Raw genomic sequence first — 15,756 nt, 5'->3', positions numbered from 1 at the left:
TTCTATGCACCGTGTAGCGGCGCTGAAATCCCTAAACTGCCAAATTCACTCGATATACCGCCTGCAGAATCAGGCGCGATTGAACCAGAAGGTCAGAAGCACGAACACCCCAACGATCATCGAGAAGGCGTATTGGTAGATATGCCCGCTCTGGAACAGACGCGTCAGCTGTGCAATCACTCCTACCAGCTTGGCCGTTCCATTCACTGCCATACCGTCAATCAGCGTCTGATCGCCCACCTTCCACAGACTACGGCCCAGCAGACGGGCACCGCCGGCGAAGACGATCTCGTTGAACTTGTCAAAGTAATACTTGTTCTCGAGAAGGGTGTGGATCGGCTTGAAGGTCTTCATGATGGCCGCCGGAATCGCCGGCATCTTCATGTAGAACAGCCAGGCAACCGCAACGCCAGCCATCGCAAGGAAGAACGGCAGCGTGGTCAGACCGTGAATGGCCATACCGACCGCACCATGGAACTCTTCACCCAGCTCCGCCATCACAGGATGTGCATCGGAGAAGTGAATGACACCCTTGAAGAAGCCGCCGAACAGCATCGGCTCGATGGTGAGGAAACCAATCAGGACCGACGGGACAGCCAGCAGCACCAGCGGCACGGTAACCACCCAGGGAGACTCATGGGGCTTCTGACCCGGAGCCAGACCGTGGTGATGGTCGTCATGTCCGTGGTCGTCATCGTGCCCGTGGTCATCGTGGCCATGGTGCTCGACCGGCTTGCCGAAACGCTCCTCGCCATGGAAGACAAGGAAGTACATCCGGAACGAATAGAACGCTGTGACGAACACCCCGACGATCACGCAGAAGTATGCGTAACCAGCGCCAGGAATATGGGACAGCTGAACCGCCTCGATGATCGAATCCTTCGAGTAGAAACCCGACAGGAACGGGAAGCCGATCAGCGCCAGGGAACCCAGCAGCGAAGTGATCCAGGTGACGGGCATGTACTTCCACAGGCCGCCCATGTTGCGCATGTCCTGATCATGGTGCATGCCGATGATCACCGAGCCCGCGCCCAGGAACAGCAGCGCCTTGAAGAAGGCGTGGGTCATGAGGTGAAACACCGCAGCAGAGTATGCCGAGACGCCCAAGGCGACAGTCATGTAACCAAGCTGCGACAGGGTCGAATATGCAACGACACGCTTGATGTCGTTCTGGACGATGCCGAGGAAGCCCATGAACAACGCCGTGGTGGCACCGATGACCAGCACGAAGGACAGCGCAGCCTCGGACAGCTCGAAAAGCGGAGACATGCGGGCAACCATGAAGATGCCGGCGGTAACCATGGTCGCTGCGTGGATCAGCGCGGAGATCGGGGTCGGACCTTCCATCGAATCAGGCAGCCAGACGTGCAGCGGCACCTGGGCGGACTTACCCATCGCGCCGATGAACAGACCGATACAGATTGCGGTGATCAGCGGCCAACCGGTTTCCGGAACGGTCATCGTCGCGAGAGTAGGCGCCTTGGCGAACACTTCCGCATAGTTGAGAGTGCCTGCAAACGCAGCGATCAGACCGATGCCAAGCAGGAAGCCGAAGTCACCCACGCGGTTGACCAGAAAAGCCTTCATGTTCGCAAAGATCGCCGTCGGACGGGTGTACCAGAAACCGATCAGCAGATACGAGACGAGACCCACCGCTTCCCAACCGAAGAACAGCTGGAGGAAGTTGTTGGACATCACGAGCATCAGCATCGAGAACGTGAACAGCGAGATGTAGCTGAAGAAGCGCTGGTAACCCGGATCTTCCGACATGTACCCGATGGTGTAGAGGTGCACCATCAGGGACACGAAGGTCACGACGAGCATCATCATGACCGTCAGGTTGTCGATCAGGAAACCGACTTCAAAAGTGATCCCGCCGCTGGTCGCCCAGGTGTACAGGGTTCCGTTGAAGGTGTTCCCCGCCTGGACATCCTGGAATACGAACACCGACCCGATGAAAGCCACAGCGACACCGAGTATGGTCACGACGTGCGCGCCGGTGCGGCCAATGGTCTTTCCGAACAGGCCGGCCACGATCGCCCCAAAAAGCGGCGCCAGCGGAACCAGCAGGTAGAGTTTTTGCATCTCCGTCATCGAAACGCTTCCTTATCCCTTGAGACTGTCCAGATCATCGACGTGAATCGTCCGCAGATTACGGAACAGAGCCACGAGAATAGCCAAACCGATTGCGGACTCTGCCGCTGCCACAGTCAAGATGAAAAACACAAAGATCTGGCCCGCCGCGTCACCCAGGTAGTAGGAGAACGCCACGAAGTTCAAATTGACCGCAAGCAGCATCAATTCGATGGCCATCAACAGCACGATCAAGTTCTTTCTGTTGAGAAAGATTCCGACGACGCTGATGGCGAAAAGAATCGCGCCAAGGATCAAATAATGAGACAGGGAAAGCATCTGAATTCCTCTCTAAAGCCGCCCGCGGAGCTTATTTTTTCTCTGCGTCCATCGAGACGACACGCACCCGTTCGTCGCGCTTCACTGCGATCTGCTTGGCCGGATCGATCTTCTTGACGTTATTGCGCTTGCGCAAGGTCAGGGCGACTGCTGCAATCATCGCCACCAGCAGAACGATCGACGCCAGCTCGAACGGATACACGTAATCCGTGTAAATCAGCCGGCCGAGTTCCTTGGTGTTGCTGTAACCCGCCGGAAACTCCCCGGGTTGCGGCACGCGATCGAGTCCGAAGTAACGGCTGCCCAGCACGACCACCATTTCAGCCAGCATCAGGATGCCAATCAGGGCGCCGATGGGCAGGTAGCTCCAGAACCCCTGGCGAATCCTCTCCAGATTGATATCGAGCATCATGACGACGAAGAGGAAGAGCACCATCACCGCACCGACATAGACCATCACGAGCGCGATCGCCAGGAACTCCGCATGCAGGAGCATCCAGATGCCACCGGCGGAGAAGAAGGCAAGCACGAGAAAAAGTGCCGCATGCACCGGGTTCTTCGCGGTGATCACTCTCAACGACGCGAGAACTACGACCGTCGAAAGAAAGTAAAAAACTATAGTCTGGAAATCCATAAACGCATCTCGCAAAAGTACTTCAACCTGCCCCGGGCAGTTTACCGATACTTAGAATCCACTTCGCGATCCTTGGCGATCTGAGCTTCGTTCCGATCACCCACCGCAAGCAGCATCTGCTTCGTGTAATACAGGTCGCCCCGAGACTCGCCGTGATATTCGAAGATCCGGGTCTCGACGATCGCATCCACCGGACAGGCCTCTTCGCAGAAGCCGCAGAAGATGCACTTGGTCAGATCGATGTCGTAGCGACTCGTCCGGCGCGTGCCGTCGTCCCTTTGCTCCGACTCGATGGTGATCGCCATCGCCGGGCAGATCGCCTCGCATAGCTTGCAGGCGATGCAGCGCTCTTCACCGTTCGGATACCGCCTCAAGGCATGCAGTCCGCGGAAACGCGGGCTCTGCGGCGTCTTCTCTTCAGGAAACTGGACGGTGATCTTCCGTGCGAAGAAATGCCGCCCCGTCAACGCCATGCCCTTCACGAGCTCCTTCAGGAAGAGGCTTCCTACGTAATCCTTCATAGAACCCATTTGAAAGCCCTCACTTCCAGATCGACAACGGAGACATGATCCAGACGGCAACCACCACCACCCAGAACAAAGTCAAGGGAATGAACACCTTCCAGCCCAGACGCATGATGTGGTCGTAGCGGAAACGCGGGAAGGTAGCCCGGAACCATAGAAACAGGAACAGGATGAAGGACGTCTTGAGCGCCAACCAGACAAAACCGTCGGGAAGGAAGCCCACCGGAGAGAGCCAGCCGCCCAGGAACAGGATCGAGGTCAGTGCGGAGACCAGGATCATGTTGGCGTATTCGCCAAGGAAGAACAGAGCAAACGCCATGCCCGAGTATTCGACCATGTGACCGGCGACGATCTCGGACTCGCCTTCGACGACGTCAAACGGCGCGCGGTTGGTTTCCGCAATGCCGGAGATGAGATAAACGATGAACATCGGGAACAACGGCAGCCAGTTCCAGCTCAGAACACCAAGCCCCATGTCGGCGAATTGACCCTTGTTCTGGCTATTGACGATATCCGTCAGGTTAAGGCTGGACGAAATCATCAGCACGCAGACCAGCGCGAAACCCATGGCGATCTCGTAGGACACCATCTGGGCTGCCGCACGGATGCCACCAAGGAACGCATACTTGGAGTTGGATGCCCAGGCAGCGATGATCACACCGTAAACTTCGACCGAGGTGATGGCCAGCAGGAACAGCAGACCCGCGTCCACATTCCCGACAACCCAGCCTTCGGAAAACGGTACCACCGCCCACGCAGCGAGCGCGGGTCCTAGGGCCAGAACCGGGCCAAGGATGAACAGCCCCTTGTTGGCTCCGGACGGAACGATGATTTCCTTCAGCAGCAGCTTGACGCCGTCGGCGATCGGCTGCAGCAGGCCATACGGGCCAACACGGTTCGGGCCGATACGGACCTGCATGTAGCCGATTACCTTGCGCTCGGCGAGCGTGAGGTAGGCCACGCACAGGAACAACGGCGCAATGATGCCGATGATCTTCAATAGCGACCAGACCAGTGGCCAAGCCGGACCGAAGAACTGTGCGACCGGTTCAATGTAGGATTCCATCAAATACGCTCCACGCTGACTTCACCGCCGAGACTGCCGAGGCCTACGGTACTCGCGTGAGCACCTGCCAGGCGCACACACCCTGCCGCGACTCCATCATCCTCGATCACGTTAACCGTGGCTTGACCCGCTGCAGATCGGACCACCACACGATCTCCGCCGCCAAGACCAAGGGCCTTGAGGGTCGACGCATTCATGCGCGCCAGCGGAGCCACGGAATCCTTCGTCGCCTGCAGCGGCGCAGAGCGCCGAACCAGCGGATCCGCAAAATGAATCGGCACGTCAGCCACGCGTTGCAGACCTTGGGAAGCGCCCTGCATATTGAGGCTGTCGATAGCGACCGCATTGTTCAGACGGTTTGGAACAACCACACCCTCTGCTCCAAGCACCTTTGCCCGAACGGCGTCGACGCTCTCGAAGGCAAAATCCGCAAGACCAAGAGCCTCGCCCAGCACCCGCAGAACCTTCCACGCCGGGCGCGAATCTCCAGCGTTCTTGACCACCGGGTGGAACGACTGTGCGCGCCCTTCGCAATTGACGAAAGTACCGCCAGTCTCAGTGAAAGGCGAAACAGGCAGCATAACGTCCGCGTACTCGAGCGCCGCGTCCACCTTGAACGGAGTGAGCATGACCACCATTTCGGCGGCGCCGAACGCGTTCCGCGCCTTGGCGCCTTCCGCGAGATCCAACTCGGGCTCGAGGCCGAGAAGCACGTAGGCCTTGAGCGGAGCCGACAGCATTTCGGCCTTGTTCTTGCCGGAAACCGCCCCGAAAGGCACCGCACCCGCGATATAACCGCCAACGCTATTGGCCGCCTCTCCCAGCACGCCAAAACGGCCGCCGCACAGGCGCGCCACTTCGTTGGCCAGCGCATGCAGCGCCACGCCGCTTTGGTGCTGAACGGCATGATTGCCAATCCAGACCGCGACACGCCGACCGGACGCCAGACTCTGCGCAATGGCCAGCGCGGCATCGTCAACCTGCACCTGCGCCACGGCGGACTGGAGTTCCGGGGCAACCGCAACACCAGCCTGCTCGGAAAGGGCCTTTGCCACCTTGGCCAGCGCAACACCCATCTCGGACGGCGCAACGCACAGCTGATTCTGGAGCGCAAACTGCCAGTCATCGAATGCGGGATTCAGCGCGCTGACCTTCAGGCCCTTCTTGACCGCCTGGCGCACACGTTGCGCGATGAGCGGATGATCCTTGCGGAAGAAGCTGCCGACGATGAAGAGGCGATCCAGCCCGGCAATCTCGGCAACGGGCATGCCCAGCCACGGGGCACCGCCCATGCGGCCATCGGCCGAGAAATCCGATTGACGCAGGCGGAAATCGACGTTACCCGAGCCCAGACCACGTACCAGCGACTGGAGCAGGTGCAGCTCTTCGAGGGTGCTGTGGGGCGAAGCGAGGGCGCCAATGGATTCTGCGCCATGTTCGGCCTTGATCCCCTTGAGGCCTCGCACGACGTAGTCCATCGCGGTCTGCCAGTCGGTTTCTATCCAGGCGCCACCCTGCTTGACCATGGGGCGGGTGAGACGGCTGTCGCCGTTCAGGCCCTCGTAGGAGAAGCGGTCCTTGTCCGAAAGCCAGCACTCGTTGAGCGCTTCATTCTCGAGCGGCAGCACGCGTTTCACGGTGTCGTGCTTGACCTGAACGATCAGGTTGCTACCCAGGGAATCGTGGGGGCTGACAGACTTGCGACGGGACATCTCCCAGGCCCGGGCCGCAAAACGGAAAGGCTTGGAGGTCAGCGCGCCCACGGGGCAGAGGTCGATGATGTTGCCGGACAATTCGGAGTCGATCGTTTTCTCGACGAACGGCATGATCTCGGCGTGCTCGCCACGGAAAGCCTGGCCGAGCTCCATCAGACCAGCAATCTCGGTCGTGAAACGAACACAGCGGGTGCAGTTGATGCACCGGGTCATGTCGGTGGAAACCAGCGGCCCGAGGTTCTTGTTGCCGACGACGCGCTTTTCTTCTTCGTAGCGCGACTGGGCACCACCGTAGCCAACGGAAAGATCCTGCAGCTGGCATTCGCCGCCCTGGTCACAGACCGGACAGTCAAGCGGATGGTTGATAAGCAGGAACTCCATCACCCCCTTCTGGGCCTTCACGGCCTGCTCGGAGTGAGTCCACACCTTCATGCCATTCGTCACGGGCGTCGCGCAAGCCGGCAGAGGCTTGGGGGCCTTCTCGACCTGCACCAAGCACATCCGACAGTTGGCCGCGATCGAGAGCTTCTTGTGGTAGCAGAAATGGGGCACATAGGCTCCAACCGTCGCAGCGGCCTCCATGACCGTGCTGCCGTCAGGTACCTGCAACTGCTTTCCGTCAATTTCGATTTCTAGCATGTCGAGCCTACGCTACGTAAATCTTGCTGCCTTCGTACTGCACCTGAGGCGGCACGAGGCACTTCTTGTGTTCGATATGGAATGCGAACTCGTCACCGAAATGCTTGACGAAGCTTTGAACCGGCATCGACGCCGCATCCCCCAGGGCACAAATGGTGCGCCCCATGATATTGGCGGTCACGCTATTGAGCAGGTCGAGGTCGTCGGGGCGCCCCAAGCCGTTCTCGATGCGATGCACCACCCGGTACAACCAGCCAGTGCCCTCGCGACAGGGGGTGCACTGACCACAGGACTCTTCAAAGTAGAAGTAGGACAGACGCTCCAGGGCTTTCACCATGCAGGTGCTCTCGTCCATCACGATGACCGCCCCGGAGCCAAGCATCGATCCCGCCTTGGAGATCGAGTCGTAGTCCATGGTGCAATCCATCATGACCGAACCAGGAAGGACAGGCGCAGAAGAACCGCCAGGAATTACCGCCTTCAACTTGCGACCACCACGCATGCCGCCCGCCATCTCTAGCAGCGCCGGGAACGGGGTGCCCAGCGGAACCTCATAGTTGCCCGGCTTGTTCACATGGCCGGAAACCGAGAACAGCTTGGTACCACCGTTGTTCGGCTTGCCCAGCGCAAGGAAGGCGTCACCACCCTCGCGAATGATGTAGGGAATCGAGGCGAAGGTCTCGGTATTGTTGATGGTGGTCGGCTTGCCGTACAAACCGAAACTGGCCGGAAAAGGCGGCTTGAAGCGCGGTTGCCCCTTCTTGCCCTCAATGGACTCGAGCAGCGCGGTTTCCTCGCCACAGATATAGGCGCCGTAACCGTGATGGGCAAACAGATCGAAGCTGAAATCGGAGCCGAGGATGTTGCGCCCCAGCAGGCCGGCTTCCCGCGCCTCGGCGAGGGCCTCTTCGAATCGCTCGTAGATCTCGAAGATCTCGCCGTGGATGTAGTTGTAGCCGCGCTCACAACCCATCGCGTAACCTGCGATGATCATCCCTTCGATGACGGTATGGGGGTTGTAGCGGAGAATGTCGCGGTCCTTGAAGGTACCGGGCTCGCCTTCATCCGAATTACAGGCGAGGTACTTCGCACCGGGAAACGCCCGCGGCATGAAGCTCCACTTCAGTCCAGTGGGAAAGCCAGCGCCGCCACGACCACGCAGACCGGACTTCTTGACTTCACCGATGATCTCATCCGCCGACATCTTCTGCGCGATGATCTTTTTCAATGCCTCATAGCCGCCACGCTTAACGTAGTCGGCGAGGCGCCAGGTACGGTCACCGTCCAGGCCAGCGAGGATAATCCCTTGAGAACTCATTTTTGAAGATCAGCCAGGAGTTGATCGATTTTTTCTTCGGTCATCCAGCTGCACATCTGGTGATTATTCACCAGCAGCACCGGAGCATCGCCGCACGCACCCATGCACTCCCCTTCCTTCAACGTAAATTTTCCGTCCGCGGTCGTCTCGTTGAAGTCGATGCCAAGCTTCTTCTTGATGTATTCCGCTGCGTGAACACCGCCGGACAGGGCGCAAGGAAGATTTGTACAGACCGTGATCTTGCGAGCCCCTACCGGAGCAAGGTCGTACATGTTGTAGAAGCTGGCGACCTCATAAACGGCAATCGGAGGCATGCCAAGGTACTTCGCGACGAACTCGATGACCTCGTTTGAAAGCCAGCCCTTTTCCTGCTGCGCGATTCTGAGGGCAGACATCGAAGCCGACTGCTTCTGGTCAGCCGGATACTTCGCTATCTCTTGATCAATTTTCTTCAGGGATTCAGGGCTAAGCATTATTTATCCACAGAGCAGGATGTCGATACGGAGAAAAAGGCTGCAAGACAACGGCTTGTCAGCGATCCACGTCTCCAAACACGATGTCCATCGTACCGATGATCGCGACCACGTCAGCAATCATGTGACCGCGGGACATCTCGTCCATGGCCGAGAGATGCGCGAAGCCCGGCGAACGCAGCTTGATCCGGTACGGCTTGTTGGCGCCATCGGACACGGCGTAAACGCCAAACTCACCCTTCGGATGCTCGATCGGAGCATAAACCTCGCCCGGCGGAACGTGCATACCTTCGGTGAAGAGCTTGAAGTGGTGGATGAGCTCTTCCATATTGCCCTTCATCCGCTCCCGTGACGGCGGCGCCACCTTGTGATTGCTGGAGATGACGGGGCCGGGATTTTTGCGCAGCCAGTCGATGCACTGCTTGATGATCCGGTTGGACTGGCGCATTTCCTCGATCCGGCACAGATAGCGATCGTAGCAATCGCCCTCAACCCCGACCGGAATGTCGAAATCGAGCTGGTCGTACACCTCGTAGGGCTGCTTCTTGCGGATGTCCCACTCGATGCCGGAACCGCGCAGCATCACACCGGAGAAACCGAGTGCCAGCGCCTTCTCGGGCGTAACCACGCCAATACCGACCGTGCGCTGCTTCCAGATACGGTTATCGGTGAGAAGGGTTTCGTAATCGTCAACGTATTTCGGGAAACGATTGGTGAAGTCTTCAAGAAAATCGAGCAGCGAACCCTGGCGGTTCTCGTTCAATTCGGCAACGGTCTTGGCGTTCTTCCACTTGGAGACTTCGTACTGCGGCATGCGATCCGGCAGATCACGATAAACACCGCCAGGACGGTAATAAGCAGCGTGCATCCGGGCACCGGAGACGGCTTCGTACGCATCCATCAGATCCTCCCGCTCGCGGAAGGTGTAAAGCACCATCGTCATCGCGCCGATATCGAGCGCATGGGTACCGACAGCAAGCAGGTGATTCAGCACCCGGGTGATCTCGTCGTAGAGAACCCGGATGTATTGAGCGCGAATGGGAACTTCCAGACCAAGCAGCCGCTCAATTGCCATGCAATAGGCGTGCTCGTTGCACATCATCGAGACGTAATCCAGACGATCCATATACGGAACCGACTGGATCCAGGTACGCGTCTCGGCGAGCTTTTCCGTACCACGATGCAGCAGGCCGATGTGCGGATCAGCCCGCTCAACGACTTCGCCGTCCAACTCGAGCACAAGACGCAACACACCGTGCGCGGACGGGTGCTGAGGACCAAAGTTGATGGTGTAGTTACGGATTTCAGCCATGACCGACATTCCCATAATTTTCGTCACGAACGATCCGCGGCGTATTTTCACGCGGCTCGATGGTGACCGGCTGATAAATCACTCGGCCGAGCTCCTGGTCGTAACGCATTTCGACGTAACCCGAAATCGGAAAATCCTTGCGGAACGGATATCCGACAAAACCGTAATCGGTGAGGATGCGACGAAGGTCGGGATGTCCCTCGAACATGATCCCGTAAAGATCGAACGCCTCACGCTCGAACCAATTCACGCCCGGCCAGATTTCGCAAAGCGAGGGGAGAACGGGGAAGCTGTCGTCGGCCGCAAAAGTACGCAGGCGCAGGCGCAGGTTCTTACTGACGGAAAGGAGGTGCGCGGACACGGCAAAACGACGCTCGGGGCGCTCACCGGCATAGGTGGAATAGTCTAGACCGGTCAAATCGACGAGCTGCTCGAAACGCAGTGAGGAATCGTCACGAAGATCCCGCGCAACCGACAGGTAATCTTCCGCGCGAACAACGATGGTCAATTCACCACAGGCCGCAGCGACCTGCTGAATCCGCTCGCCCATCTTGTCAGTCAGCAGCTGAGCAAGACCTTCAAGTTTTTCAGTCATCATAATTGGCCATCAGCGAGCGATCGTGTAGGAGCGCTTGATTTTGTTCTGCAGCTGGACGATCCCGTAGAGCAGAGCCTCCGCCGTCGGCGGGCAGCCAGGCACATAAACATCCACCGGGACAATGCGATCACAGCCCCGCACCACGGAGTACGAATAGTGGTAATAACCACCACCATTCGCACACGAGCCCATCGAGATCACCCAGCGAGGCTCCGACATCTGGTCATAAACCTTACGCAACGCCGGGGCCATCTTGTTGCAGAGCGTGCCAGCAACGATCATCAGATCCGACTGCCGGGGACTCGGCCGAAACACGATCCCGAATCGGTCGAGGTCATACCGCGAACAACCCGCATGGATCATCTCAACGGCACAACAGGCAAGACCGAAAGTCATCGGCCAGAGCGAACCGGTACGCGTCCAGTTGATTACCGTATCAAGAGAGGTGGTGACAAACCCCTCCTTGAAAACACCCTCGATGCTCATAGACACCCTTTAGCCAACAATTTACCCGCCACAGGCCGAAACCAGCTCACTCCCAGTCGAGAGCGCCTCGTTTCCATACGTAGATGTAGCCGAGAAGAAGAATACCGAGAAAGACGATCATCTCGAAGAAACCAAAGAGCCGAATGGACTCGTTGGCAGCAATTTCCTGCAGGATCGTCGCCCACGGAAAGAGGAAGGCAATTTCGAGATCGAAAAGAATGAAAAGAATTGCCAGGAGGTAATAGCGAACGTCAAACTTGATCCGCGCATCCTCAAAAGGCTCGAAGCCACACTCGAACGGTGAAAGCTTCTCTGCATCGGGCTTGCTGGGGCCGATCACCCAACCCGCGACAATGGGAATAAAACCAAAAGCAGCCGCAAACAGGATGAAAACAAGGACTGGAAAATAAGATTCCAACATGGCTTAACTCCCGTAACCAACAGCAATCGCGTGTGCTGCCTGCAAGCAAAAGCCCGCTAATGCGGGCAGCTCGCTTATTTTATGGTGCCGACGATGAGACTCGAACTCATACGGCTTTCGCCACTACCCCCTCAAGATAGCGTGTCTACCAATTTCACCACGTCGGCTTGTTTGCTTGACGCTGCGCATTATAAGACAAGCCCCCCCAAGCGCCAAGCATTACATGGTTTTATCGGGGGATATCCTTTGCCTTGGAGCCATCCGCAGCGGGAGCCACGGGCGTCGGCGCGGCACCGGAAACGGGCGCCTGAACCGGCGCGCCAGCCCCCATCACGCTAGATGCGGACGGCGTCTTGGCACCCGCCAGATAGCTCAGACCGAGACTGGTGACGAAGAATACCGCCGCGAGCGCCGCGGTCGTGCGGCTGAGAAAGTTGGCCGAACCGGACGAACCAAACAGACTGCCGGACGCGCCACTACCGAAGGCCGCCCCCATGTCCGCACCCTTGCCGTGCTGCATGAGAACGAGACCAATGACGCCGAGACCCGCCAGCACATGCACCGTCAGGACAACCGAAAAAACCAGACCACCCATACAAACCTCCGCAAATCAGACTCAGGATGCAGCAGCTGCAGCTGCCGCACAAATCGAGGAAAAACCATCAGCAACAAGTGAAGCGCCGCCCACCAGGGCCCCGTCAATGTTCGGCTGAGCAAAAAGCGCTGCGGCATTGGCCGCGGTGACGCTACCACCATACAAAATGCGGACGCCAGCGACCGCCACGCCTGCAAGCTCCAGACATTCGCGGATGCATGCATGCATGAGCTCGGCCTGCTCCGGCGTCGCGGTGCGCCCGGTCCCAATCGCCCAGACCGGCTCGTAGGCAACGACCACGCGGGCCATGGCATCCGCGCCAAGCAACGACACCACCGACATCACCTGGGACCGCACGACCTCTTCCGCCTGACCGCCATCGCGCTCCGCCAGGGTCTCCCCCACGCAGAGAATGGGCTTCAGGCCCGCCTCGAGGGCAACGGCGACCTTCTCGGCGACCAGTCCATTGCCTTCGCCGTGCAGGGTTCTGCGCTCGGAGTGACCGACCAACACCCACTCACAACCAACGTCGAGCAACATCGCAGCCGCGACATCGCCCGTGAAGGCACCCTCCTTCCGGGGGCTCAGATCCTGCGCACCGACCGCCAGCCCAAGGGGCTCACCCAGCGCCTGCACCTGCGCGAGATAGGGGGATGGCGGACACACCGCAACCTCGACCCCGGCGGGAATGCGCCCTTTCAATCCATCGATCAGCGCAAGGTTGCGCGCCCGATCTCCGTTCATCTTCCAGTTGCCGACGACCAGCTTTTTCCTCACGCTCAGCACCACAGGCAAATTTTTCCATTTTAGCCATGCGGACACAGCAGGTCAAAAAAAAAGGGTTGGCATGTGCCAACCCCTTCATGTGCCTCAAACGTATCGAATCAACCAAATCGCCCGGTAATGTAGTCCTCAGTCTCCTTGCGCTTCGGCTTGATGAAGATTTCATCGGTCAGACCGAACTCGACGAGTTCGCCGAGGTACATGTAGGCGGTGTAGTCGGACACACGCGCCGCCTGCTGCATGTTGTGGGTCACGATGGCGATGGTGTATTCGCTCTTCAGCTCGTGTACAAGCTCCTCGACCTTGGCCGTGGAGATTGGATCGAGGGCCGATGTCGGTTCGTCGAGGAGCAGAACCTCGGGCTTCACGGCGACGCCACGCGCGATGCAGAGACGCTGCTGCTGGCCGCCCGACAGGGACAGGCCGCTCTGGTTGAGCTTGCCTTTGACCTCGTCCCACAGGGCGGCCTTGCGGAGCGCCCACTCGACCCGGTTGTCCATGTCTGCGCGGGACAGGCTCTCGTAGAGGCGCACACCGAAGGCGATGTTCTCGTAGATCGACATCGGGAACGGGGTAGGCTTCTGAAACACCATGCCGACCTTGGCCCGGAGGGCGTTGACGTCCTGGCCTTCATCGAGGACGTTGCGGCCGTTGAGCAGGATCTCTCCCGTAGCGCGCTGGCCGGGGTACAGGTCGTACATCCGGTTCAAGGTGCGCAGCAGCGTGGACTTGCCGCACCCGGACGGCCCGATGAAAGCCGTCACCATCCCTTCGTGGATGTCGAGGTTGATGTGCTTGAGGCCCTGGAATGAACCGTAGAAGAAGTCGAGATTGCGGATCTTGATCTTCGGCTCTGCACCCTGCGCGGCAACAGCGCCCGGCTCGCTGCGTAGTTGCGAGAACGACATGTCGCGCGTTGTGACAGTAGAGGATTGCATCATGGATTTCCTTAAATCTTCTTACGGAACAGGGTGCGAACGGCAATGTTCAGGCAGAGCACACCAAAGGTGATGATGATCGCGCCCCCCCAGGCAAGCGAGTTCCAGTTTTCGTAGGGGCTCATGGCAAACTGGAAGATCACCACCGGCAGGTTGGCCATCGGGCCGTTGAGGTCCGTGCTCATGAACTGGTTGTTGAGGGCAGTGAAGAGCAAGGGCGCTGTTTCGCCGCTGACCCGCGCCACCGCCAGCAGGATGCCCGTCAGCACGCCCGCCTTGGCTGCCCGCAGCACCACGCTCAGCAGCACCTTCCAGCGGGGCGCTCCCAGGGCGGAGGCGGCTTCACGCAGGCTGGCCGGAACGAGATTGAGCATGTTCTCGGTGGTGCGGACGACGACCGGAATGGCGATCAGCGCGAGCGCCAACGACCCCGCCCAGCCCGAGAAGTGCTGCACCTGGGCCACGTAGATCGCATAGATGAAGACGCCGATCACGATCGAAGGGGCCGACAGCAGGATGTCGTTGATGAAGCGGGTAGCCGGCGCGAGCCAGCCACGACGCCCGTACTCGGAGAGGTAGATGCCGGCAAGGATCCCGATCGGCGTCGCGATGAAGGTGGCCACGCCGACCATGGCGGCGCTGCCGAGGATCGCGTTTGCCAGACCGCCATCGGATCCGGGTGCGGGCGTCGAAGCGGTGAAGAGCGTCAGGCTGAGCGCGCCAAAGCCTTTGTACAGGAGCACCGCCAGAATCCAGGCGAGAAAGCTCATGCCGATCAGCATGGCGAGGACCGAAAGCACCAGCGCGACCCGATTGGTTCGCACCCGCTTCCGATAGAGCGCGGTTGTTTCGAGCGCCATCAGGTTTTCTCCCCTTCACTACGCTGAAGACGCATCAGCAGAACTTTGGAAATCGCCAGCACGACGAAGGTCACGAAGAACAGGATCAGGCCAAGGGCGATCAGCGACGCGACATGAAGATCCGACGCGGCCTCGGCAAACTCGTTGGCCAGCGTGGAGGCAATGCTGTTGCCCGCCTCGTAAAGCGAAGGGCTGATGCGGTGCGCGTTGCCGATGACGAAGGTGACGGCCATCGTTTCGCCGAGCGCACGGCCGAGACCGAGCATCACGCCACCGATCACGCCGACACGGGTGTAGGGCAGGACGACATTCCAGACCACCTCCCAGGTGGTTGCACCCAGGCCATAGGCCGACTCTTTAAGAATCCCGGGCACCACTTCGAAAACATCGCGCATCACCGAGGCAATGAACGGGATGACCATGACGGCCAGGATCAAGCCGGCCGACAGGATCCCGATGCCGTTCTGGGGCCCCTGAAAAAGCGCCCCCACGAACGGCAGATTGCCGAAGGTGGCGCTCAGGACCGGCTGGATGTAGTCGGCAAAGAGCGGAGCAAAGACGAACAGGCCCCACATGCCGTAGATGATGCTGGGCACCGCGGCCAGCAGCTCGACCGCCACGCCCAGCGGGGCTCGCAGCGCGGGGGGGCACAGCTCGGTCAGGAAGAGCGCGATACCGAAACTCACCGGCACCGCCACGATCAGCGCGATCAGGGACGTGCTCAACGTCCCGTACACCGAAATGAGGCCACCAAATTTGTCGAGCACCGGATTCCATTCGGCGCTGAACGGGAACCCTGCGCCGAACTCCTTCAGGGCCGGCCAGGCACCATAGAAAAGCGAAGCCAGGATCGCGACCAGGATCGCGAGGACGAGAAAGGCGAAGAGACGCGTGAGCTGAAAAAAGAGCGCATCCTGGAGGCGTTGCACACGCATTCGATCACGCGAAGGATCGGGTTTTTTCACCCCACCTGCCTGACCGG

Annotated in this window: 17 protein-coding genes and 1 tRNA gene; all 18 read right to left on the bottom strand. The window is 59.2% G+C overall.

Going from position 1 to position 15,756, the window contains the following annotated elements; translation table 11 throughout:
* Window positions 1–69: 69 nt before the first annotated feature.
* Complete coding sequence (gene nuoL / locus ACE3OU_RS09420; RefSeq protein WP_374241300.1) at window positions 70–2,094, bottom strand: NADH-quinone oxidoreductase subunit L; 2,025 nt, start codon at window positions 2,092–2,094, stop codon at window positions 70–72.
* A gap of 12 nt (window positions 2,095–2,106) precedes the next feature.
* The gene (gene nuoK, locus ACE3OU_RS09415; protein ID WP_141349329.1) at window positions 2,107–2,412 is read right to left on the bottom strand and encodes an NADH-quinone oxidoreductase subunit NuoK; all 306 of its coding nucleotides are present in this window, start codon (window positions 2,410–2,412) and stop codon (window positions 2,107–2,109) included.
* Window positions 2,413–2,443: 31 nt separating this feature from the next.
* Window positions 2,444–3,046, bottom strand: a complete 603-nt coding sequence (locus ACE3OU_RS09410; RefSeq protein ID WP_374241298.1) for an NADH-quinone oxidoreductase subunit J — start codon at window positions 3,044–3,046, stop codon at window positions 2,444–2,446.
* A gap of 41 nt (window positions 3,047–3,087) precedes the next feature.
* On the bottom strand, window positions 3,088–3,576 hold the full coding sequence (gene nuoI, locus ACE3OU_RS09405) for an NADH-quinone oxidoreductase subunit NuoI (RefSeq protein WP_374241297.1): 489 nt from the start codon (window positions 3,574–3,576) through the stop codon (window positions 3,088–3,090).
* Between the two features lie 10 nt (window positions 3,577–3,586).
* Complete coding sequence (gene nuoH, locus ACE3OU_RS09400) at window positions 3,587–4,636, bottom strand: NADH-quinone oxidoreductase subunit NuoH (protein WP_374241296.1); 1,050 nt, start codon at window positions 4,634–4,636, stop codon at window positions 3,587–3,589.
* Window positions 4,636–6,990 carry an NADH-quinone oxidoreductase subunit NuoG gene (nuoG, locus tag ACE3OU_RS09395; protein ID WP_374241295.1) on the bottom strand — a complete coding sequence of 785 codons (2,355 nt, stop codon included), beginning with the start codon at window positions 6,988–6,990 and terminating at the stop codon, window positions 4,636–4,638. The genes nuoH and nuoG overlap by 1 nt, the downstream gene beginning before the upstream one ends.
* Window positions 6,991–6,997: 7 nt before the next feature.
* Window positions 6,998–8,308: an NADH-quinone oxidoreductase subunit NuoF gene (gene nuoF / locus ACE3OU_RS09390; RefSeq protein ID WP_374241294.1), complete on the bottom strand. Its 1,311-nt coding sequence runs from the start codon at window positions 8,306–8,308 to the stop codon at window positions 6,998–7,000.
* A complete protein-coding gene (nuoE, locus tag ACE3OU_RS09385) occupies window positions 8,305–8,781 on the bottom strand; it encodes an NADH-quinone oxidoreductase subunit NuoE (RefSeq protein ID WP_374241293.1) in 477 nt (158 codons plus the stop codon). Before nuoE ends, nuoF begins: the two co-directional genes overlap by 4 nt.
* 58 nt (window positions 8,782–8,839) lie before the next feature.
* Window positions 8,840–10,093 carry an NADH-quinone oxidoreductase subunit D gene (locus tag ACE3OU_RS09380; protein WP_374241292.1) on the bottom strand — a complete coding sequence of 418 codons (1,254 nt, stop codon included), beginning with the start codon at window positions 10,091–10,093 and terminating at the stop codon, window positions 8,840–8,842.
* Window positions 10,086–10,688, bottom strand: coding sequence for an NADH-quinone oxidoreductase subunit C (locus tag ACE3OU_RS09375; protein WP_374241291.1), 603 nt, complete (start codon window positions 10,686–10,688; stop codon window positions 10,086–10,088). The genes ACE3OU_RS09380 and ACE3OU_RS09375 overlap by 8 nt, the downstream gene beginning before the upstream one ends.
* Before the next feature lie 12 nt (window positions 10,689–10,700).
* Window positions 10,701–11,177, bottom strand: coding sequence for an NADH-quinone oxidoreductase subunit B family protein (locus ACE3OU_RS09370; protein ID WP_374241290.1), 477 nt, complete (start codon window positions 11,175–11,177; stop codon window positions 10,701–10,703).
* Between the two features lie 46 nt (window positions 11,178–11,223).
* Window positions 11,224–11,598, bottom strand: a complete 375-nt coding sequence (gene ndhC / locus ACE3OU_RS09365) for an NADH-quinone oxidoreductase subunit A (protein ID WP_374241289.1) — start codon at window positions 11,596–11,598, stop codon at window positions 11,224–11,226.
* 82 nt (window positions 11,599–11,680) lie between these two features.
* Window positions 11,681–11,765, bottom strand: a tRNA-Leu gene (locus tag ACE3OU_RS09360).
* Window positions 11,766–11,827: 62 nt separating this feature from the next.
* Window positions 11,828–12,193, bottom strand: coding sequence for a preprotein translocase subunit SecG (secG, locus tag ACE3OU_RS09355; protein WP_374241288.1), 366 nt, complete (start codon window positions 12,191–12,193; stop codon window positions 11,828–11,830).
* A gap of 21 nt (window positions 12,194–12,214) precedes the next feature.
* Window positions 12,215–12,970, bottom strand: a complete 756-nt coding sequence (tpiA, locus tag ACE3OU_RS09350; RefSeq protein WP_374241287.1) for a triose-phosphate isomerase — start codon at window positions 12,968–12,970, stop codon at window positions 12,215–12,217.
* Between the two features lie 107 nt (window positions 12,971–13,077).
* On the bottom strand, window positions 13,078–13,884 hold the full coding sequence (gene pstB / locus ACE3OU_RS09345) for a phosphate ABC transporter ATP-binding protein PstB (RefSeq protein ID WP_374241345.1): 807 nt from the start codon (window positions 13,882–13,884) through the stop codon (window positions 13,078–13,080).
* A gap of 41 nt (window positions 13,885–13,925) precedes the next feature.
* Window positions 13,926–14,774, bottom strand: coding sequence for a phosphate ABC transporter permease PstA (gene pstA, locus ACE3OU_RS09340; protein WP_374241286.1), 849 nt, complete (start codon window positions 14,772–14,774; stop codon window positions 13,926–13,928).
* Window positions 14,774–15,739 carry a phosphate ABC transporter permease subunit PstC gene (gene pstC, locus ACE3OU_RS09335; protein WP_374241285.1) on the bottom strand — a complete coding sequence of 322 codons (966 nt, stop codon included), beginning with the start codon at window positions 15,737–15,739 and terminating at the stop codon, window positions 14,774–14,776. The genes pstA and pstC overlap by 1 nt, the downstream gene beginning before the upstream one ends.
* Window positions 15,740–15,756 lie beyond the last annotated feature (17 nt).

The sequence above is a fragment of the Zoogloea sp. genome, from assembly GCF_041908905.1.
Lineage (GTDB): Bacteria > Pseudomonadota > Gammaproteobacteria > Burkholderiales > Rhodocyclaceae > Zoogloea.
Note: the sequence above shows the minus strand (reverse complement) of the source record. Positions and strands in the feature narration are given on the sequence as shown.